Origin of the sequence: Extibacter muris, from assembly GCF_004345005.1 — a bacterium.
Classification (GTDB): Bacteria; Bacillota; Clostridia; order Lachnospirales; family Lachnospiraceae; genus Extibacter; species Extibacter muris.
The window spans coordinates 22,615-44,190 of record NZ_SMMX01000012.1 but is presented as its reverse complement, the minus strand read 5'-3'; the positions used below and the strand labels follow the sequence as shown (position 1 = coordinate 44,190).

The 21,576-nt window shown below is 45.0% G+C and carries 21 protein-coding genes and 2 pseudogenes; 14 read left to right on the top strand and 9 right to left on the bottom strand.

Translation table 11 applies throughout. The features are described 5' to 3' along the window. The first annotated feature begins 58 nt into the window (after positions 1-58). From E1963_RS13810 to tnpC, 10 genes and pseudogenes are all read left to right on the top strand, one after another. On the top strand, positions 59-718 hold the full coding sequence (locus tag E1963_RS13810; protein ID WP_132278983.1) for a response regulator transcription factor: 660 nt from the start codon (positions 59-61) through the stop codon (positions 716-718). Next, positions 709-2,070: a sensor histidine kinase gene (locus E1963_RS13805; protein ID WP_132278980.1), complete on the top strand. Its 1,362-nt coding sequence runs from the start codon at positions 709-711 to the stop codon at positions 2,068-2,070. Before E1963_RS13810 ends, E1963_RS13805 begins: the two co-directional genes overlap by 10 nt. A 530-nt stretch (positions 2,071-2,600) precedes the next feature. Further along, positions 2,601-3,026, top strand: coding sequence for an RNA polymerase sigma factor (locus tag E1963_RS13800; RefSeq protein ID WP_132279124.1), 426 nt, complete (start codon positions 2,601-2,603; stop codon positions 3,024-3,026). Between the two features lie 213 nt (positions 3,027-3,239). Next, positions 3,240-3,725 carry a hypothetical protein gene (locus E1963_RS13795; RefSeq protein WP_132278977.1) on the top strand — a complete coding sequence of 162 codons (486 nt, stop codon included), beginning with the start codon at positions 3,240-3,242 and terminating at the stop codon, positions 3,723-3,725. Next, a complete protein-coding gene (locus tag E1963_RS13790) occupies positions 3,664-4,020 on the top strand; it encodes a plasmid mobilization protein (protein ID WP_132278974.1) in 357 nt (118 codons plus the stop codon). The genes E1963_RS13795 and E1963_RS13790 overlap by 62 nt, the downstream gene beginning before the upstream one ends. Before the next feature lies 1 nt (position 4,021). Next, positions 4,022-5,386 carry a relaxase/mobilization nuclease domain-containing protein gene (locus E1963_RS13785; RefSeq protein ID WP_132278971.1) on the top strand — a complete coding sequence of 455 codons (1,365 nt, stop codon included), beginning with the start codon at positions 4,022-4,024 and terminating at the stop codon, positions 5,384-5,386. Further along, complete coding sequence (locus E1963_RS13780; protein ID WP_132278968.1) at positions 5,383-5,685, top strand: hypothetical protein; 303 nt, start codon at positions 5,383-5,385, stop codon at positions 5,683-5,685. The genes E1963_RS13785 and E1963_RS13780 overlap by 4 nt, the downstream gene beginning before the upstream one ends. Positions 5,686-5,793: 108 nt before the next feature. After that, positions 5,794-7,452, top strand: a complete 1,659-nt coding sequence (locus tag E1963_RS13775) for a recombinase family protein (RefSeq protein ID WP_167482205.1) — start codon at positions 5,794-5,796, stop codon at positions 7,450-7,452. Between the two features lie 288 nt (positions 7,453-7,740). Beyond that, on the top strand, positions 7,741-8,082 hold the full coding sequence (gene tnpB / locus E1963_RS13770) for an IS66 family insertion sequence element accessory protein TnpB (RefSeq protein WP_132278962.1): 342 nt from the start codon (positions 7,741-7,743) through the stop codon (positions 8,080-8,082). 143 nt (positions 8,083-8,225) lie between these two features. Then, positions 8,226-9,842 (top strand): annotated as a pseudogene (tnpC, locus tag E1963_RS13765) (IS66 family transposase). A 255-nt stretch (positions 9,843-10,097) separates the two neighbouring features. Here tnpC and E1963_RS13760 read toward each other — a convergent pair. Continuing rightward, entirely contained in the window at positions 10,098-10,730 is a 633-nt protein-coding gene (locus E1963_RS13760) for a site-specific integrase (RefSeq protein WP_330570835.1), read from the bottom strand. A gap of 98 nt (positions 10,731-10,828) precedes the next feature. On the opposite strand from E1963_RS13760, the gene E1963_RS13755 reads away from it, so the two are divergent. Next, positions 10,829-11,080, top strand: coding sequence for an ABC-2 transporter permease (locus E1963_RS13755; RefSeq protein ID WP_243117739.1), 252 nt, complete (start codon positions 10,829-10,831; stop codon positions 11,078-11,080). Further along, positions 11,052-11,252, top strand: coding sequence for a DUF6440 family protein (locus E1963_RS20755; protein ID WP_132279121.1), 201 nt, complete (start codon positions 11,052-11,054; stop codon positions 11,250-11,252). Before E1963_RS13755 ends, E1963_RS20755 begins: the two co-directional genes overlap by 29 nt. A gap of 264 nt (positions 11,253-11,516) precedes the next feature. Here E1963_RS20755 and E1963_RS13745 read toward each other — a convergent pair whose 3' ends face one another. From E1963_RS13745 to E1963_RS13730, 4 genes are read right to left on the bottom strand one after another with little or no spacing between them, the layout of a single operon-like run. Beyond that, positions 11,517-11,858 (bottom strand): YxeA family protein, encoded by a 342-nt coding sequence (locus E1963_RS13745; protein WP_132278959.1) that lies wholly within the window; start codon positions 11,856-11,858, stop codon positions 11,517-11,519. A gap of 12 nt (positions 11,859-11,870) precedes the next feature. Further along, positions 11,871-12,665, bottom strand: a complete 795-nt coding sequence (locus E1963_RS13740) for an ABC transporter permease (protein ID WP_132278956.1) — start codon at positions 12,663-12,665, stop codon at positions 11,871-11,873. Positions 12,666-12,675: 10 nt separating this feature from the next. After that, positions 12,676-13,461: an ABC transporter permease gene (locus E1963_RS13735; protein WP_132278954.1), complete on the bottom strand. Its 786-nt coding sequence runs from the start codon at positions 13,459-13,461 to the stop codon at positions 12,676-12,678. Then, positions 13,454-14,377, bottom strand: coding sequence for an ABC transporter ATP-binding protein (locus tag E1963_RS13730; RefSeq protein WP_132278951.1), 924 nt, complete (start codon positions 14,375-14,377; stop codon positions 13,454-13,456). Before E1963_RS13730 ends, E1963_RS13735 begins: the two co-directional genes overlap by 8 nt. 159 nt (positions 14,378-14,536) lie before the next feature. On the opposite strand from E1963_RS13730, the gene E1963_RS13725 reads away from it, so the two are divergent. Then, positions 14,537-15,232 (top strand): response regulator transcription factor, encoded by a 696-nt coding sequence (locus tag E1963_RS13725; RefSeq protein WP_132278948.1) that lies wholly within the window; start codon positions 14,537-14,539, stop codon positions 15,230-15,232. Further along, positions 15,229-16,593, top strand: coding sequence for a sensor histidine kinase (locus E1963_RS13720; RefSeq protein WP_132278946.1), 1,365 nt, complete (start codon positions 15,229-15,231; stop codon positions 16,591-16,593). Before E1963_RS13725 ends, E1963_RS13720 begins: the two co-directional genes overlap by 4 nt. Before the next feature lie 59 nt (positions 16,594-16,652). On the opposite strand, the pseudogene E1963_RS13715 reads toward E1963_RS13720, so the two are convergent. From E1963_RS13715 to E1963_RS13700, 4 genes and pseudogenes are all read right to left on the bottom strand, one after another. After that, a pseudogene (locus E1963_RS13715) lies at positions 16,653-16,757 on the bottom strand (M15 family metallopeptidase); the annotation flags it as partial. A 60-nt stretch (positions 16,758-16,817) separates the two neighbouring features. Further along, positions 16,818-19,994: a leucine-rich repeat protein gene (locus tag E1963_RS13710; protein WP_132278943.1), complete on the bottom strand. Its 3,177-nt coding sequence runs from the start codon at positions 19,992-19,994 to the stop codon at positions 16,818-16,820. A 5-nt stretch (positions 19,995-19,999) separates the two neighbouring features. Then, positions 20,000-20,320 (bottom strand): hypothetical protein, encoded by a 321-nt coding sequence (locus E1963_RS13705; protein WP_132278941.1) that lies wholly within the window; start codon positions 20,318-20,320, stop codon positions 20,000-20,002. A 375-nt stretch (positions 20,321-20,695) separates the two neighbouring features. Then, complete coding sequence (locus E1963_RS13700) at positions 20,696-21,532, bottom strand: tyrosine-type recombinase/integrase (RefSeq protein ID WP_132278938.1); 837 nt, start codon at positions 21,530-21,532, stop codon at positions 20,696-20,698. Positions 21,533-21,576: the final 44 nt, after the last annotated feature.

Genomic DNA, 21,576 nt, shown 5'->3' with positions numbered 1-21,576 from the left:
TTTCTGCCCTTACGGATTATGCTATAATGCGAAAAGAGCAACGAAAGGAGGCGACACTATGGCAGCAATCCTTATGGTTGACGATGAACGACCCATTTTAGAGCTTGTGAAAAATGGACTGCAAAAAGATGGGCATTTCATTACTGCCTATACGTCTGCCGCACAGGTTCCGCTTGATAAGCTGAACAGATACGATTTGATTATACTGGATATAATGATGCCGGATATGGACGGATTTTCTTATTGCAATAAAATCCGTTCATTGGTAGACTGCCCTATTCTCTTTTTGACAGCTAAGACAATGGAAAATGATATTACATTCGGGCTTGGCTTGGGAGCAGACGACTATCTGACAAAACCATTCCGCATTGCGGAGCTGCGGGCAAGGGTAAATGCCCACTTACGCCGGGAACACAGGGAACGGCATACCGCCCTTACCTTTGAACGGATAAAAATTGATTTGTCCGCAAAGGAGCTACGGGTAGATAATACACCTGTTCCCCTAACCAAAAGTGAATATCTGATTTGTGAATACCTTGCAAGAAATAAAGGACAGGTATTTTCAAAAGAACAGATTTATGAAGCTGTTTTCAGCTTGGAGGGCGACAGCGATAATTCTACCATTTCCACTCATATCAAAAATATCCGGGCGAAATTAAGCAAATTGGATATTCAGCCGATAACTACAGTTTGGGGGATTGGGTACAAATGGGAATAAAAACAACGTCACTGAAATTTTCTTTTTGGAAATTTTTATGTATGCTGCTAATCGGACTGATAGCTTCGGCCGCTATTCCATTCAGTCTTATTTTTGCAGGAGCAAGCACAGGATTTATTGCTTATGCTGATTATTCAGAACGCAGTACAAAAGACCTTGTTCCTATTATTGCTGCAACGCCGGATTTAACAGATGTGCAGCTTCCTATGGGGTGTAAGTATTTAGTGTTGGATAAGAATTATCAAATGATAGAAACATCCTTAGAGGGTGACGATTTAGACCGGGCTATGGATTATGCCATATATGGAAAGAGAAATGAAAACATTAACAAACAGTATTTGCTTGTTACACGCAAAACTGAATATGTAGTGCTTCAATATTACATTGGCTCACAGTTTACGAATGAGTGGCTTTATGAACATTTCCCCTCACCGGAAATTTTGTTATATATCCTCTTAGGGATAAACTGCATTGCGGTTTGTGTAATATTAACAGCAAAGTTTGCAAAGAATATGCAGGTACAGCTCTCACCGCTTTTTGAAGCAACAAAACAGGTTACAGGACAAAATCTTGATTTTGAAGTCGGACACTCAAAAATCAAAGAATTTGAAGATGTACTGCGTTCTTTTTCTGATATGAAAGACAATCTGAAATCTTCTTTAGAGAAGCAATGGAACGCAGAACAACGACAAAGGGAACAAATCGCGGCACTTGCTCACGATTTGAAAACACCTTTAACCGTTATTCAAGGAAACATCGACTTAATAAGTGAAACAGAACTTGACAATGAACAACGTGTATATGCTGAGTACATTACAGAAAGCTCTGGGCAGATAGGCATTTATATTAAAACGCTGATTGATATATCCCGAACGGCAGCCGGGTATCAGCTCAATTTGGAGAAATTTGATATATCTGATTATATGGAACAGATTGAAGCACAGACAAACGCCTTATGTCTTACAAAAGGAATTTGTCTACGCATGAAAAAAGGGGATAACTTAGGAACTTTCAAAGCGGATAAATTACTGCTGGAACGGGCAATTATGAATGTGATAGCAAATGCGTTAGACTACTCTCCACAAAAAGGAACAATCTATGCAGATGTGCAAAAATCAAACGGTTTTCTGTACATCTCTATAACAGACGAGGGAAGTGGTTTTACAAATGAAGATTTGCACCATGCAAAGGAGCAGTTTTTTATGGGCGACAACAGCCGAAGCTCTAATATGCACTTTGGCATGGGGCTTTATATCACAAGCAGCATTGTAAAGCAACACAATGGGGAACTTACTCTTAAAAATTCCGATAATACAGGCGGTGCAGAGGTTAAAATAAAAATTCCATATTAGGATTTAATGGGCGATGGGAAACATCGCTCATTATTTTTGCAAAACTTTATGAAATCTTCAAAAATATTTCGTAGTATTTTAAAAGTGAACGGTTGAACTTAAAGTCCACCAAATAAAAAAACGGCGTGTGGTGGGCGGTATTGCTATGCCCGAAAAGACTTAACAGACACTCTCCAGACCTGTTTTAAAGTTTGGAGAGATTTTTTTATGTCCTTTTTTCGGGCAGTAATCTATCTGCTTATGCAACGCAAATTGGACTTATACATAGCATATCGGGGAATGGCAGGAAGCCAGTTAAAAAAATCCCTGCTTATGCAACGCTGCTTCTTGCCATTAAACCAGAAGTAGAATCTCCACTTAACAGAATTAGTATCACTTATAACCGTAAGGGTCACAGAACCTTTGCGGTTTTTCTTTTGTCGTTTTTTATCGAAATGTGCCACGGGGTTTTTTCTGATGTTGGCTGCCGTTCGCCGCCTTTCCAATCTGAATTATTACATTTCAAAAATTTCAGATTGGAGGAAAAAAGAATGTCATACAACAACGGACGGAAGAACAGGAAATGGCTTATCTGGAAAGAAGCCGAGGAAAAAATATTACGGGAGCATGGAGTTGATGAAAACACCATTGAGCAAATCCGCACAGACGACAGGGCAGACTTCAATTCCAACAGGCGGTTTTACCATTGGACAAGCGACTTCGGCGAATACCTTGAGGGGATGGCAGACAGGGAGCGGAATGCCGAGGTAAAGACCGTTGCCGATTTACTGGATGAGATTGAGAACGAAACTCTGTATCGGGCGTTGCTTACGGTGGACAGGCGTACCCTGCAAATCATCCTGCTGAAAATGCAGGGCTATTCCACAAAAGAGATTGCCCCGCTTGTTGGATTGACAACAGGGGCTATCTATGCAAGGCTAGACCATCTGCGTAAAAAGCTGCGGAAGATTTTATAACCATCTAATATTTTCTATCTTCTTATGGACTATTGGGTGAGGGATAAAATTCCCTTGCCCAATTTTCAAAGTAGGTGAATAAAATTTCCGTCCACAGGGAATAATAAAAAGTTTGTCCAAAATCTTGACATGGGTGTAACCGCTATGGTATTCTGAAATACCCATAAGGAAATTGGAAAATCAAAAATTAAATAAGCACACATAGATGGAAGAATGGAATGTCAGCCAACGGACAAGGTTGACCGCTGCGAACGTAAGCCGCCCTTTTCGGCTGGCGTATGGCAGCATGGTTTTGAATTTCAAAGCCGTTACATAGCATTGCGAATCCGAGCAGGAGAAATCTCTCCTGTCGTTCGTGGTGCGGTGTGGCGGCTTTTTCATTTATCCAAAAGTCAAGAGAAATTGAATCCAGAACGGAGGTGGAAAGGACATAGGGTTTTCTTTTCGGAGGATAAGACAGGCGTTAAGAATGCCGCTGCACAGGAAAAATGCTCTGCGGCGTTGTCCACAGAGATAGCGAGCATCGGATTGTGTCAGCCACAATCCAATCCACAGCCTAAAGGCGTGTGGATTTACTCAGGGAACATCCCTGAATACCCTGTTAAAAATGAAATTCAAGACTGGAGGATTAAGGAAAATGAACAGAGAAAAATCAGAAAAGAACGTGCGGAATGTCCCGATTACTGTCCGATTGAATGAGGAAGAAAGCAGGCATTTAAAGAATTGTGCCGCCGCTTGCGGTCTGTCCGCAGCGGAATTTATGCGCCAGCTATGCAGGGGAATCGCCCCGCAGCCAGTGCCGCAAGTCGAGTTTTGGGAGCTGTTAAATACACTTTATGAGGTACACGCCGCCTTTAAAAAGTGCATTCCCTACTTCCCTACCGCCGCTGAAATCTGCAAGGAGATTGAGCAGTTGACGGTAGATTTACAGCAGAGGTTTACCATGCCGCAGCCGTTTGACATCGAAGATTATGCAGGGAAAGGGGCGGTCTGATATGGCGGTAACAAGCCTTTGGCACATCAAGGGGAACTTAAAAGATTTGATTGACTATGTAGAAAATCCAGAAAAGACCGTGCCGAATGAGGATATGCAGGACTTCTTCCATGTGTTTTCCTATGTGAAAAATCCAGAGAAAACAGACAGCGGCGAATATGTTTCCGCCCTCAACTGTTTAAAAGAAACTGCCCTGCAACAGATGATTTTAACGAAAAAGCAGTACCAAAAGACAAGCGGTTATATCGCATGGCACGGCTACCAGAGCTTCAAGCCAGACGAGGGAACGCCCGAACAGTGCCATGAAATCGGTTTAAAACTGGCAGGGGAAATGTGGGGAGACAAATACCAGATAATCGTTGCCACCCACCTTGACAGAGGGCATCTCCATAACCATTTCTGTTTTAACTCTGTTTCGTATCTGGACGGGAAGAAATATAATTACTCAAAATCGGAGCAGAAACGGTTAAGGGAAGTGTCCGATCACTTGTGCCGAGAGTACGGATTGTCGGTGATTGAGAACCCCAGGAAAGCCCCGTCAAGACCGCTGTATCTGGATGAGAAAAGCGGAAAGCCGACACGTTACAATGTCTATCTGGAAGATTTAACAGAGGCAATCAGCGGCAGCCGTGATATTCCGCATATGATGAAATACCTTACCGACAAAGGGTATGAGGTTGATTTTTCGGGAAGCCATTGGAAGATGAAGCTGCCGCAGTATAAACACTTCACAAGGTTAGATACGCTTGACGAGCGCTTAACGCCCGATTTTATCCGCTCACATTTAGGGACAAGGGCAAGATACGGGAACTACAAAGCGAGGATTTCCTACTCTCCCTATATGCCAGAGGAATATAAAAAAGCGTGGAAACCGCATCAAAAAACCACTGGAATCTTAGCGTTGTATTACTACTGGTGCTACCAATTGGGGATATTTCCGAAAGGAACGGACTACAAGCCTACAAGCCCGCTGATGAAAGAGGAGCTTTTGAAACTGGATGAGATTACCGCACAGGTGCGCTATATGTCAAAGAATAACATCTCCACCCTCTCTGATTTACACGCTGACAGGGACAAAAATCAGTCGGAAATGGAACGGCTTACCGATTATCGGCGGCACTTGCAGAATAAAATACGACGTGCTTCACCAGCCGAAAAAGAAACATTAAGAGCCGAAAAAAATGGCGTGACGGAGCAGATAACCGAACTACGAAAGCGGCTGAAATATGCAGACGGGATTGAAAAACGCTCCGCACACATTGACGACTGTTTAAACCAAATCCATGACACGATAGAAAACCAACGGTCAAATCATCAGAAGCAGCCAACTAAAACAGAACACAGGAGGGAGGAATCATTGCGATGAGCAGGCTGTCCGAGGAAGAAATACAGTCAATTATGGAAGAATACAAAGACGCCCCTATGGTAAATCCCGACAAAATATATCCCCCTCTGCCGCCCGCCGAGAATGTCACGCCCCTTGTCCGCATCCCAGAGCCGACAAGCCTTAGCGAAAAAATCGGCAGCACGGAATACACCGTCAACGCCCATTTCCGAAAAGACGGGCGGGATTTGCTCTGTATTCTTGCGGATATATTTCGGCGTGGCACACACGGTTATGGATTTTATGACGGGGAGAATTGGGGTGATGATGACGGGGAATAGCAGGCGGCGGAAGAATTATCGCTTTAAAGCGTTGAATTTTAAGGGCAGATGTGGTATGCTGTACCTACACTTCACAATACCGTGTCTGCTGTCGGAAAGGAGAGCTTTATGAAAAGACAGCAGGAAGAGTTTACGGCATTATATTGTAGATTAAGCCAAGATGACGGACGGGAAGGCGAAAGCAACAGCATTGTAAACCAGAAAGAATATCTGATAAAATACGCCAAGGAACACGGTTTTCCCAACCCGAAATTCTATGTTGACGACGGTTATACGGGTACGAATTTTGACCGCCCAAGCTTTAAGGAAATGTCGGCAGATATTGAAAAAGGGATTGTAAAAACGGTCATTGTAAAAGACTTATCCCGTTTCGGCAGGAACTATATCGAGGTCGGCTCTTACTCCGAAATCATCTACCCAGAAGCGGGCGTGAGGTTTATCGCCATCATGGACAACGTGGACACGGGCAGTCTTGAAAGCAATGAATTTGCCGCCTTTACCAACCTTTTCAACGAATGGTATCCAAAAAGCACGAGCAAAAAGGTAAAGGAAGTCAAGAAAGCGAAAGGGCTTGCAGGCGAACATCTGGGAGCACCGCCCTACGGATATTTACGGAATCCAGACGACAAGACACGCTGGCTTGTGGATGAAGAAGCTGCGGCGGTTGTCCGTAGGATATTCTCCCTCTGTATGCAGGGAAAGGGTGTGTCGGATATAGCCACAATCCTATGGAAAAATAAGGTGCTTACCCCATCAGCCTATAAAGCATCAAAGGGAATCGGTGTTGCAAAAGTGTCGGAGAACCCATATTGTTGGGAATCTGCTACCGTAGCTGCCATCCTGGAAAACGTGGCATATATTGGCATAACGGAAAGCTTCAAATCCACGAGGTTAGGATTTAAAAGCAGGAAACGCATCCCTACGGCAAAAGACAGGCGGGCATACATCGAAAATGCCCATACCCCCATCATTGACAGAGATATGTGGGAAAAAGTCCAGACGATACGGGAGAACAAACGTAGACCGACCAAAAGCGGGATGACAAGCATGTTTTCAAGTCTGCTCTATTGTGCCGACTGCGGGGCAAAACTCAGCTTGGCAGCAGCAAACGGATATGTGCATTTCCGTTGTTCCATGTATAAAAGGACAAGCCGTACACAGAACTGCACACAGCACTATATCCGAGAGGACGCATTAAACCAGTTGGTGCTGAAACAGCTTCAGCATTTCCTGTCTTATTTGCAGCAGTTTGAGCGTGTATTTATCAAACAGCAGATTGACACTACCCTTGCAGAACGCAGATACGAGTTATCTGCAAAGCAGAAACAGATTGAAAAAGATGAAAAACGGATAGATGAGCTTGACCGCCTGTTCCGTAAAATCTATGAGGATAATGTCAATGGAAAGCTGAATGACGAACGCTTTTACAAGCTGTCGGACGGATATGAAGCTGAGCAGGAACAGCTAAAACAGGAAATTGAAACCCTGACCGCCGAGGTCAGTGAAGCCGACACGGAAATCACCAATGTTTCCAAGCTGATAGCCGACACCAAAAAGTACACCCGCATTGACGAATTGACGCCCGAAATCTTAAATACCTTTGTGGATAAAATCGTAATCCATGAACGTGAGAAAAAGGACGGGAAACGGACACAGAAAATCGACATCTATTATTCCTATGTTGGGATTGTAGACATTCCAACGGATGAAGAAATGCGGGAAATGGAAAAGGCATATATGCAGCATACTACACGTCAAACCGCCTAATATATAGGCGTGGCAGGAGAAAATCTATGCTCCTGCCCATACATATCTATTTTTATCCCTATCTGGTTTAACCCATGTGTTACAACTGAATAATTAAAATACAGGGTTCTCTCCTTTGTGTTATATTTTAGTCACCACAACCACAACATAAGCGGGCGGGGAATCGAACAGAATTCCCTCTTGTGTCATCAAATAGCCAGTTGCTATGAAGGATATCACGGTCCGCATCAGCAATGATGCAGACCCTGTCCTGCTGGCCAGGGCATTCCGCCTGCTCTAGGAGCTCTCATGTTAGGTGACATTTCCGGGCTCGAGAAGATCTACATTGTCTGCGGCTACACAGATATGCGGAAATCCATTGACGGGCTCTGCGCCGTTATCGAAGACCAGCTTAAGATGGATCCATCGTCCAGCGCTCTCTTCCTTTTCTGTGGAAGAAGACGGGACAGGATTAAAGCCTTGTTCCGGGAACCTGACGGCTTCGTTCTGATCTATAAGCGGTTGTCTGTCCGCGGCGGCTATCAATGGCCCAGGAAGCAGTCGGAGGTCCGGGATCTATCCTGGAGGGAGTTCGACTGGCTGATGTCGGGGATCGATATTGGCCAGCCAAAAGCCCTCAAGGCAGAGTAAAAAACCATCTGGATTTCAGCAAAAATCCTGCATAGAAAAATCCTGAAATCCCCTGTAAATTCGGCGTTTTTCAGGAGCGATTCTTCTTTAGCAAAAGCCCCGTTTCTGGTATAATAAAGGTATCAAATCCGAGGAGGGAAACGATGGCTTCCAGTGCGAAAGATATCCAGCTCAGAGAGCTGAAAGATACAGTATCACAACTAAAAACAATGATATCTGAACAGACTGAGCTGATCAAATCCCTCCGTCTTATTATTGACGAAAAATCCAGTCACGAGAAAGCACTCCAGGAACAGGTGGACTATCTTACCAAAAAACTTTTCGGCTCTTCCAGCGAAAGAAGATCCGATGATATTCCGGGACAACAGAATCTCTTCGATGAAGCGGAAGTGGAACAGGATCCATCCCTGCTGGAAGAAGAAACGGTAATCCGGGAGCATACCCGCAAAAAGAAGGCAACGCATGAAGAGCTCTTTAAAGGCCTGAAGGTTGAAAAAGTAGTGATACCTCTCCCGGAAGAAGAGCAGATCTGCCCGGTCTGTGGTACGCAGATGGTCCTGGTCGGCGAGGAGTATGTCCGCCGGGAACTGTAATTCATTCCTGCCACCTGTAAAGTGATCGAATACTACAGCCAGAGTTACGGATGCCCATCCTGCAAGGAAGGACTCGGCGATACGGAAAAACCCGTGATCGTAAAGTCCCAGGTCCCGGCGGCTCTGGTTGGGAAAGGCCCTGCCTCGGCTTCTGCCGTTGCATGGACCATGTATCAGAAGTATGCCAATGGGCTTCCCCTTTACCGGCAGGAGAAAGACTGGAAGCAGTATGGTGCCCAGATCAGCCGCACCACTCTTGCCAACTGGATCATCTACTGTTCGCAGAACTATTTTCAGCCAATGTATGATTACTTTCATCGGGAGCTTCTGAAACGAGAGTTTGCGATGGCAGATGAGACAAGAGTCCAGGTGCTGAATGAGGAAGGACGCAGGGCCCAGACCCAGTCATTCATGTGGCTGTTCCGCAGCGGCGAGGACGGGCTTCCGGCGATCATCCTGTATGGCTATTCCCCGACCAGAAGCGGCAGCCATGCAAAGGAGTTTCTGGAAGGCTACCATGGATATCTGGAAACTGACGACTATCAGGGGTACAACAATCTGCCGGGGATCAGACGCTGTTCCTGCTGGGCGCATATCCGCCGATACTTTATCGACGCTGTCCCCAAAGGAAAGCAGTATGACTACAGCCAGCCGGCAGTACAGGGAGTCCAGTACTGCAACCGGTTATTCGCCATTGAGGACTCCATTAACCAAAAATATCCCGGTGATTTTGAAAAAAGGAAACAGCTGCGTCTCGAGAAGGAAAAACCTGTTCTGGAGGCTTTCTGGTCGTGACTCGATCAGCAGAGGCCGGTCCGGAATACCCGGATGGATAAAGCGGTGAATTACGTTCTCAACCGGCGTGATACAGCAGAGACCTATCTGGAAGACGGGCGCTGCAGCTTTACCAATAATCTCAGCGAGAATGCGATCCGTCCATTCGCAGTGGGGCGGAAGAACTGGCTGTTCAGCAGTTCCGTTGACGGAGCGAATGCCAGCGCAGTGATCTACACAATGGTTGAGATGGCAAAAGCACATGGGCTGAATATTTACGGATATCTTAAATTTCTGCTGGAGCACCGGCCAGATAAAGAGATGACCGATGAACAGCTGGCGGATCTGGCACCCTGGAGTGAAAAACTCCAATCTATCAAAGATCGCATGTGAATTATAGTGAATTACTCCAACTCCTAAGCGTGGGGTCGGAGGTTCAAATCCTCTCATGTACGCCAAAAATCCCGCCGAAAGTCTTGATTTATCAAGGTTTTCGGCGTTTCTTGTTTATCCGAAACCTTGTCTTTCAAACCATTATACCGTTTGTAAGATAACATGTTTGTTTATGAGTTACGATGTATTATTTGCTAATTGGAAACAAACAAAAATCTATACTAATAAAATCTGCCTCTTTGCTAATTTTAGATTTCAGACCGCTTTTTGACCTGAAATCAAAGCTGCCAGCGTGCTTGCAAGTTCCGGCCATTTTTGAAGCTGCTCAATCAAAGCTGCCAAGTCTAAGGTTTGTGCCGAAGGCAGTTCATGTGGAGGCGTTACATTCCTCATATCAGGCTTTGCATAGAAGGCGCTCTCAAATTTCTGTGCGTTGATCTTGCGGTCCTCGTCAAGAATATGAGCGTAGACCTTAGTAATCATATCAATCTCTGCGTGTCCTGTATCGCCCTGTGTGGCCTTCGATCGCCGTGGTTGAGCTTTATTTAGCTTATAAGTCGTACTGGAATGCCTCAAAGAGTAAAAGACGACGTTAGGGAGCCCTGCCTTTTGTTTCAGCAGATAAAACTCTTTCTCGATAATCCGATTCTCGCAAGGTATGCAATTTGGCAATGCAACCACCAAATCAAAATCCTGGTACTCGTTACCGAGAAAGCCCTTTAATTCTTCCTGTGACTTTTTCCATTCACAGATGATATAGGCAACCGTCTTTGGCAGCCAGATTTTACGGATGCTGGAATCTGTTTTGGGCTTTTTCAGAATCAGACGGGTACTGGTATTCGGCATAAGCGGGGTATAGATATAATAAATGTCTTTTTGACCCAACATTTCAATGGCCTGCTTGGAAGCTCTTGTCAGTTCTGTCTTTCTAAGATTAGAACGTCTGCGCGTCTAACCATTCGTCAAATGATTTTTTGGAAACTCGTATGGCATTACCAACCCGTACCCCCCTTGTGTTCAAATTCGGGGCTGAAAAAGGCCGTGTGCTGCTGTTAGTATCATTCTTCATTCCGGCAGGGATTTGTTTTGGAATATGCCATCTTCTTGCCATGCTGGGAGTTGAATTGACAGACCAGCTTGTGTTTATCCTGCTGTGCTGTTCTCCGATCCTTGCATTGGCGTGGTGCTATGTAATGTACCAAATCAGTTATCGCATCTTTTCAAGACAGGAACTTTGATTTTAACCTATACAAGAGATTTGAAATTACTGAAACCGAGGGAAGCGTTAAGGGCTTTTATGTGGTAGTAGATAAAGAAACCGGCGTTAATTACATTGTCGCAAAGTTTGGAACGGGCGGGGGCATTTGCCCATTAGTTGACAAAGATGGAAGGCCCATCGTGACAAAATAACCTTTCTAAATGGGATGAACTGAAAGAAAAAGCCTGTCCCAAACGCAGGTCAATTCCGATCAACCATACACCATACACGTACAATACGCCTGTCTGTAGAATTGCAGACAGGCGTATTGCTTTGCAGGAAAACCTTTTCAAACAATTATTTTTCTTCTTTAAGATTTCACTATGCAGGTCAGATCAGCATACAACACACTAAACGCAGGAAAAATAATAAGTATTTTTACAATCAACTAATTTATATTTAGGAGGGGCTCTAACCTACTCGTTATAATACTGCTGAACCCTCGCAGGTAATTCCTTGTATTCAACTTCTGCCCATGTTACCACACCCCGTATAAAATTGACTTTCAGGCAGAGAAACGCATCATCTGTCAAAATACGGCTTGTTTCAAACACAACATCCTTTTCGTTCCCGTCCTCATCGTAGGCCTTCAGCGTGTATTTATAATTCATTGCTCCATGCGGAGCAATCTCCTGCACCCATCTGTTGTCAATTTGCGTATAATAATTGTCATTTTGGGTCGCAAGAAAAGCTACCCCCATGCAGATGACAACTAATATTGTGACAATAATGCCTACTATAACTTTTTTTGATTTCATGTGAAAATCCTCCTACCTCGCACTATAATTTCTTTTGTGAACCGTTTTTTCAGATTTTTTCTTCTTTTTCTTTGTGGCGGTTACTTCACGATTTTTCGCTGTGGAAACAATAATGAATGTCACGGCCAGCATAAACAGGATGGAGGCTGCACTCAACAAGACGTTTCCAGTTGGATCACTGCTTCCATCTTGATAACCAACTACGGTAAGGCCCGCAGTAATAGGATATAGATCACGCAGGCCGTGGCCGGAAGCCATCATTCCAACGAAACCATAAAAGAAAGCAAAGCCAACCCCGGCCATAAAGCTGCCGCTTTTTTGAGCGGTAAAAGCAATAACAGGCATGACTGCAATATAGGAGATCAAATTGATCCCGATCATCTGAAAAAGGGCCAATGCCGCACCACCGATAGAAAATCCGGGAAATCCGCTTGCAAAGAAAACAATGAGCGTGAACAGAAATTCAATAACGGAAAGTGCTACTGCTATACATCCAACAGCAATCAGTTTTCCAATCAGCATTTTCCGAAAGGACACAGGGATTGTGAGAATATTTTTCAGCGTGTCGTCTGTACGCTCCCGGTCAATGATATATCCGGCAATCAAAACGATTGTTGCAGGATATATCAGAACCAAATTGTTCAAAATTACACTGGAAGTAAAGTTTATGAGCGTATGTGTTGCCCCGTCAGAGGCCGTTGCCATAAACCGAGCAAGGAGCACGACGGTAAACATCGTCGCTACGCCAATCCAAATTACGGAATACCGCTTTATTTTATAAAATTCCGTTTTTATAATGCATGCCATTTTTCTCACCTCAACTTTCGCATTTGTTATAAATTCTGATAATCGCCAGATAAGACAGCACCCCAATAATAACGACAGTTAATACAACGGGCCACAGCGGTAAAAAATACGGCTCCATTACAGAATATGCCGGGGTTCCAGGATCAACGAACCGGACGGCCTGCCAACGGTAAATGATAGGTGCTGGCATGATGTTTGTTACCAGCCGCATCATAGGGTCTGCTGTGGCAAAAAGGCCTCCATACGCAAGCATAAAGTCGAACATCGTATAAAAAAAGGTTAAGATAACCGAAAAAATATAAGAGCGGTTAAATCCTACAAGCGCAATGACAATCGGCAAAATGCTTGTTGTGTAAAGTAATGCTGTAATAATCGCAATACCGAAGTTTTCCCCGATGTTTGTTAGTTCACTTCCGGCAATCAGGCCGCCAACCATTGACGAAACCATAGTGGCAAAGGCAAAGAGCAGTCCCAAAATGTAAAGTACAGCAATTTTTGCTGTAGCAATTTTAAACGGGGAAATAGGGATAGTGCGTAGGTTTTTCAAAGTATCGTTATCCCGCTCCATAAAAAACAGCATAGCCGCAATGATACCTAAAACCGCTGGAAGCATGATGGGCATACCCATAGTAGCCAACAGGCCGAAAACTGCTTCAAAGCCGGTAAAGTTTCCCACACTCCCGGCCAGTACAAGAGCCGTAAACGGAATTGGGAACAGAAGCGCGGCGAAAATCACAAATGATACAAAGTGTTTCCGCTTTAACTTCCGCATCTCGCATTGGATCAGTTTAAGCAATTCCCTCACCCCCTGTAATTCTCTTGAAGTAATCCTCCAAAGTATCCTCGCAGAGATGGGATTCCAGAATATCGATTTCAGCCTCGATAAAAGCGCGGTTAATCCTTGCTACCGGCAGGGCCGTATCATAGAGATACAGATTATTGTTATCCATAAGCTGGATATTCTTGCTCTGAAACATCGCGGCAATAATCTGTGCAGCCTTTTGTGCATCCGATACGCAGAAATGAATGTACTTTGCGTTCTTAGACTCCAGCCCCTTCAGGCTTTCTTCTTCTAGCAAATTGCCGTGGTCAATAATTCCAACATCGTCAGCCAACAGGGAAATTTCCGAAAGGATGTGACTGGAAATCAAAATCGTTTTCCCTCTGGCGTCGCACAATTCCCTGATAAAATCGCGTACCTCTGCAATACCGATGGGGTCTAGTCCATTGATCGGTTCATCTAAAATCAGCAGTTCAGGATTGTGCATAACAGCCAGCGCAATCGCCAACCGCTGTTTCATACCGAGAGAATATTGCGAAAACAATTTTTTGTCCCGGTAAGGCAGGTTGACAAGTTCCAATGCACCTTTGATGTAGTTGGGGTTCCTCAAGCCCCGCAGTTCGGCAAAGATTTTCAGGTTTTCTGTCCCTGTCAAATTGGGGTAAAAGCCCGGTGACTCAATCAGACAGCCAATGCGGGGCAAGATTTCCTTTTCGTTGCCCTGGAAAGGCTTTCCGAATATTGTTACCTCGCCAGACGTGGGGGCTGTCAATCCCAACAGCATCCGCATAGTCGTGGTCTTACCTGCACCGTTGCGCCCCAACAGTCCATAGATACGGCCCTTTTTCACATGAATATTCAGATGGGAAACACTGACCTGACTTCCATATTTTTTTGTCAAGTCATGTGTTTCAATAATGTAATCACTCATATAGCTTGCGCCTCCTTTTTGTTCTTGTAATCAGCATAACACATCAACTTTGAGATAACTTTGAGCCAACTTTGAGTTTACTTTGAGATTTCAAGACCAGAATAGGAAATTTATTTGTCTTGCGGTATAATAAGAATAGTTGAAAAAAGGTGGTGACTTATGAACGATAAGATTATTCTTGTGGTGGACGATGAAACCGAACTGTTGGAGATGGTGAAGTCCATTTTTATGAGAGCAGGCTTTACGCAGGTGTTGACGGCATCCTCTGGTGAAGCTGCCTTGAAAGTATGTAAAGAGAGGCAGCCGGATCTGGTGATCCTCGATGTTATGATGCCGGGTATGGACGGATTTGCCACACTAAAAGAATTACGAAAGACAAGCAAAATCCCTGTCCTTATGCTGACAGCCCGCGGTGAAGCAGAGGACAAATTTGCAGGATTTGAAAATGGTGCAGACGATTATCTGTTGAAACCCTTTCTGCCGAAGGAATTATTATTCCGAGTGAAGGCTATATTAAAACGAGCCTACCCAAGGAAGGAGCGCAAAGTGTCCTTTGATACAGCAACCGTGGACTTGGATAAAGCGATAGTACAGCGCGATAGTGAAAGCATTTCTTTAACGGCCAAAGAGTTCCAGCTTTTTGAAAAACTGTATGAAAACGCAGGACGAATCGTTACTACCGGCGCATTATGTCAGGCGATTTGCGGCGACTTCTGGCAGGGATATGAGAGTACGTTGGCTACACATATCCGGCATTTGAGAGAGAAGATTGAAGAAAATCCCTCAAAGCCGATTACCCTTGTGACGATCAAGGGAATCGGGTATCGCCTGAATATTAAGGGGGCGCAGAGGTGAACGCATCAGAACGGTTTTTTCGCCGCTATATATTTTCCACAGTTAGAATTATAGTCCTTTTTCTGGCTGTTAATATTATTTTAGTGGCTTCCTATTTTGTGATAGCTTATTTAGGCAATATGGCAACATCCAAGTTCCCGATTGAAGACTTTTCAGATCATGTCACGGTAACAAATGGGGAATTCAGCGCTGATATACAAGCGAAGGAAATGCTGAATAATGCCGACGCATGGGCTATGATTTTAGGTGATGATGGCACTGTCGTTTGGGAAGAAAATCTACCGGAAGAATTACCACGTCACTATTCCTCAATGGATATTGCAATGTTTAGTCGTTGGTATCTCGATGATTATCCGACCAATATCGCAAAACGACAGGATGGGCTTTTGGTGATTGGCTTTCCTCCTGGAAGTGTTGTGAATTACTATTTTTCCTTCAAGGCGCAATACATTTGGCCTATGTTATTTGGATTAGCGGCGGTATTCTGCATTAACATATTATTGATGATATATTTGTTTATCCGCAATGCCCGCCGGGTAGAAAAAGCTATGGTGCCGATTTTGAGAGGCATTCGGCATCTGTCCTCCGGAAAGCCTATCCATCTGGAAGAAACCGGCGAGTTAGCAGAGATTAATGCTGGTTTGAATAAGGCCGGTGACTATTTGCTGAAAAAGGATAACACCCGTGCAGACTGGATCAGAGGAATTTCCCATGATATACGCACACCGCTTTCTGTGATTTTGGGATATGCAAGCGAAATTGAAGACACTTCTTCTTTGCCAGAAGCTGTCCGAAACCAGGCTGGGATAATCCGAAAGCACAGTGAACGGTTAAAAGATTTAGTGGCTGATTTGAATTTGACAACTAAATTAGAATATTCCATGCAGCCTATGCAAAAACAAAGCCTTGACCCGGTAGAATTGGCGCGGCAGGCTGTCAGTGAAATATTGAATGATAGCCTATCAGAACTATACGAGTTGGAACTATCAGAAGATAATCCCGGTAAAAGCATCTCGATTGTCGGAGATCAGGCTTTACTTAGCCGAATGTTGGCTAATTTGATAAGGAATTGTATTGTCCATAATCGTAATGGGTGTAAAATACAGGTCTCCATTGGCAGTAATGACACACTTTGTATTTTTTCTGTTATGGACAATGGATGCGGGGTAAGTGAAGCGCAGTTAAATGCATTAAACAGTGACGAGGATATTTCCAGTACGCAAAAACAGACCGATGAAATGGAACATGGTTTGGGTCTTAAAATTGTGCGGCAGATTGTGAAAGCACATCAGGGAACAATCCATTTTTTTGAAACAAGTCCTATTGGATTGAATGTTACAGTTAAGCTACCCATAAAGTAATTGAAAAGGAAAGCGGAGAGAAAAATCTTTCTCCGCTTTCCTTTTTTCAGCTCACTTAGTCATGCAATGCAAAAATTGATATATATATCCGGGTACGGTTCATCTGCCAGAACATAATGCCACCATTCGTTACAATAGGCTTCAAATCCGCTGCTTTCCATTAGAGAAGCGGTGCGCAATCATACTCCCACACCGTCGTACTTTAAATTATTTCTCTCAATTTCTCAATAATCTTTCTTTTTCATTGCCAGAAGCGTTGCAAGAAAGCCAACCAAAGAAACTGCCAGCAGGGAAATCCAGAGTGTCATATGGCTGTTATCTCCCGTCTGCGGGCTGCCGCCGCTCGGCTTGCTGGGATTGCCCGTGTTTCCGCCGAGCATGGGGATCTCTACAAGAGCATCTTCCGGTTTCACCCCCGCAGGCTGCGAGCCGATAGCGGGAATTACTGTGCTGTCCTTTACCGCATTACAGACCATGCAGTGAATGGATTTACTGCCGTCTTCGGTAGTGGTGGGCTGCTTATCTACGGTATATTTCTCATTCCAGTCATGGCCATTAGGGTCAACATCTTTTGTCTCTACAACATTGCACACGGAGCAAGTGCGCTTTTGGCTGCCCTTATCCGTACAGTTAGGGGAAGTCAAAGCTTTCCATTCGCCCCAGGTATGGCCCTTGGCCGCAATCTCTGCCGGCTTTTCAATTTCAGTTATACCGTTTTCATCCGAGAACAGCTTGCTGCAGACGCTGCACTTCCAATGGCCTTCATAGCCTGCTTCGGTGCAGGTGGATTCTTTACCTTCTACCACTTCCAGAGTGTGCTGTACAACTAAGGTTCCGGCCTTATAAGTAATCGTATAATTGTCTCCGGCAGCCGCGTCGCTGACGGTGATGGTATAGCTGCCAGCCGTATTTGCGTCCGCATCGGCGCAGGCAACAGCAGGCTCCGTGCTTAGGCTCTCTCTATCCACAAGACCGGAAACGGTGTAGGTAAATGTAGGCAAAGCGCTACCCACGCAGATTTTCTGATCCTCTGCGGTGATGGTTACAGTCACAGGCTGAATCACAAGTCCGCCATAAATCTTGTGATGATAGGTGGCGGTGCTGTCAGTAGCCTCTTTAGTCACCGTCACGTCATAGCTTCCTGCGTTGACAGGAGCTTCCACAGTATTTCCGTTCTGCTCGTAAGTAACGGTAAATCCGCCATCCACAGTGAATCCCTGAGTCTGACCATTGTAGGTCTTAGTCTGGACACTTACATCAGGGGCCAGAACCTCTTTGGTTGTCCAAACGGCATATAGCGTGACAGTTCCATTGTTCTCAGCGGTCAGGTTCTTTAGTTGGTCGCCGTCGGTGTAATGTACAGTCGCTCCATTTTTCTCAGTTGTCCAACCTGCAAAGTTATAATCTGCCTTAGTGAATGTGCAGGAGGCTAAGGTAACTGGCTTGTCATAGGTGGCTGTAATCGACCCCATAGTGCCATTACCATCCTTAGCATTAAAACTGATGGTATAGGTGTTGGGCTTCCACTGGGCATACAATGTTGTACCGTTTGGAACAGTGGAAGCAACAGCATCACTTTCATATGTCACTCCACTACCGTCTGCCGCCGTATTCCAGTTTAAAAAGTTATAGCCAGCCCTGGTAAAGGTATTTTCTGATAAGCTTGTCGTATTGCCGCCCTCTGTGACTTGTTGTGCGCTCATAGTACCGGAACCGCCATTAGAATCAAAAGTGATCTTGTAGTTCCATTTGGCATAATAAGTTTTACCATTTTCCGCAGAGCTGACAGCATCACCAGTGAAGGTAGAAGATTCATACCAGCCAGCGAAGGTATACCCCTCCCTGACGGGATCAACGAGTGTTTTTTCTTTAAATTTAGTATGGGGTACGATGCCACCGTTTGTGATCAAATAAACTGGATCATATGATCCGTTATAATACAGATTTTTTTTGACCGTTTCAGACGGGAGATAGAGCATACAGCCACGTGTAACATTTGAAGTACACCCCGCGATAGAAGCCGTCTCCGAAACCGCCGAGAGATTGATGGCATATTTGCAGGAATGAAGAAATGCATCCTGTCCAATGCTGGTCACTGTAGAAGGGACGGTAATATATTCAATTCCAGACTGCTGGAATGCGGTCGTTGAGATTGTTTCCAGGCCTTCGGGCAGCGCAACGGATTTAATATTGGCAAGGGCGCCGGTCCTGCCAAACACATTTGACCCAATACTTTTGAGCGCACTGCCTTCAGCAAAAACCACGCTCTCAAAGGCATGATTACCGGTTCTCTGCAGAAAAGCATTATCTCCAATCGAGGTAACAGACGCAGGGATTTGAATGGATGTAAGGGGCACGTCATAAAAAGCATTGGGTCCGATTTCCTTCAGTCCCTCCGGCAGGGTCACTTCCGTAATACTACAGTTGGTGAACGCATTATTCGTGATTGTCTTCAAGTTAGAGCCGCTTTCAAAGGTGACTTTGGAAATTCTTGAGCAGTTCCAGAACGAGGCATTCAGAGTTTCTATTTCTGCAGGAATCGTAACTTGTCCAACCATAGCACCACATCTTTGAAATGCTCCTGATCCGATTTCTTTTACAGCTACAGGTATTATTTCAGATGACGTGCTTTTCGTAGGATTATTGAAATACACTAGGGAGGTGCAGCCACCAAATGCAGCTGAACCAATTGACAAAAGATTTTCTGGTTGCTGGAAGGTTACGGTCTCAAGCTTTGCACAATTAAAAAAGGCTCCTGCCCCAATCTCAGTTAAGGATGCGGGAAACTCAATACTGGTCAACGACTTCAAAGTATGGAAGGATTGCATTTTGATCTGTCCCAGCTGACTGCCATACTCAAACGTGACTGTTTTCACTGCCTCACACCATACAAAGGTATTGGCCCCTACAACGGTGATGTCTTTGCCGATTTCAATTTTTGTGATTTGGGTCTTATATGCCTCATTTGGTAAAGTAGTACACCACGGCGCTGTTCCCGCCTCAGAGTAATCTGCCATCGCCCCGGAACCGGAAATGGTGAGGGTATAGGCAAGACTGTCGCTGACATCATTATTCTCCGTCAGTGCCCAAGAAACATTATCGTTTTCAGTAGCGCCGCAGGTACCAGAAGTGGCCGGTTCAGCTGTAGGTGTTTCCGCTGGCTCTGCAGATGGCTCTGCGGTAGGCTCCGCTGCTGATTCTGCGTCAGACCCTGTTTCGGATTCCGTAATAACGCAACCGCCCTCATGCCCGGTTTCTAGCATGCAGCCTTCGGTGACAGTGCATTGCTCCGCCAGTGTGCTTTCGGCTTCTTCCGCAAAAGCCACGGTGGGGAGCATACTCAGCAGCATGGCGACAGCCAGCAGCATGGCTAGCAGTCTGCTTCTTTTTGCTTGTTTCATAGTTTTTACCTCTTTTCATGGTTTTCTTCACATTGGTTCAACGTGCAGCCCAATAAATATTTCTTCGCCTGTTTCGGTTCTGTAAAGGATTGATTCTGCCCGGTCAGATAAGAAACCGCGTCTTCCCACTCCCGCAGACTAAAATCCTCCGCACTGATTTCATGCAGGTGGTGGAGGAGAAACGCATTTTCAAAGTATACATGGCAATTCGGCGGAGGTTCTATCTTGCAGGCTTGAAATACATTCATCAGTATCTCATAAGCCTTCTCCGGATTAAGCGCAGGAACCTTCCCTTCTTTTGCATCCGGTTCCTGTTTACAATTCATACGATCACCTGCCTTTCTTTGGCGGCAGTTTGTTGCCGCGACTGCCGTTGACTTTGTCCAACATGCGACTGAATACCGCAGACTGACTCATCTGCGGTAACTTTGGCATAGCTGCAGGCCTAAAATTCATACGGAAAACAGAAAAAAGCGACTTGTCCTGACTGCAAATTGCCCTTTCTGCCACAACAAAAAAGCCTGCAAATGGGAAGGCGGATGCAGGCTTTCTTGTCATACGCAAATATTGTTTTATGTAGGATTTTCCCTATGTACCACTTGAAAATATTGGAACTTTACGATATACTATATGTACCTGTAACGTGCTTTACAGTACAGGTGTGATAACATTTACCGCAGATGAGTCAATCTGTGGTTTTTTTATAAAATGAGCTTCATTTTATTTAAGATTTGCTCATGAGCTGCGGCGCTGACCGCCACATAGATTCGTGTTGTCTCAATGCGGCTATGGCCAAGGATGTCCGCCAAATGGGCCAGGTTCTTCTCAATGGCATAAAAGCTGCGGGCGAACAGATGCCGCAGGTTGTGCGGAAATACCTTGCGTGAATCCACCCTGGCGCTGGCGCAGAGTTTTTTCATATCATGGCAGATGTTCGTCCGGTCCAGGGGCCTGCCGCTTCTGGTGCGGAAAATGTGGCCGTTGTCTATGCCCAGCTCCTTTGTGTATTTCAGCAGCCTGCCGCGCAGCTCCTTTTGCAGAAGAACGGTGCGGTTTTTCCCTTTCATGTAAATTTCTGCCCGTCCGGTTTTTGCCGCTTCCACTGTAATATATTGCAGCTCGCTGACCCGGATACCTGTGCCGCATATGGTCAGCATCACCAGATACAGCCGCTCATTTCCTTTGGCCTGGGCCGCTGCCAAAAGCTGCTTGTATTCCGCCTCTGATAACTCCCGCGTCTCGTCCAGAAACGCTTTCCGCTGTACCTTTAGGAGTTTTATCTTACAGTCCTGCCAGCCGCAGAACTCTAGAAAAGCGTTGATAGAAGTCAGTGCGCCGTTGACAGTCTGGGCCTTCACCCGGCTTTGCAGTATCTCCCGGTATTCCAAAAGCCGGGTCTTGGTAAGTTCCTCCCCGTGCAAATACTCCGCCAGTTTCCGCACGGCCTGGAGATATTTGCTCACAGTCGCTTTGGATTTCTCATTCAGATACAGGCTTTCTTCAAACGCCTGTATCTTTTGCACTGTTATTTGATTCATGATCATAGACCTCCTGTATATCATTTTTATATATTTTACCCATG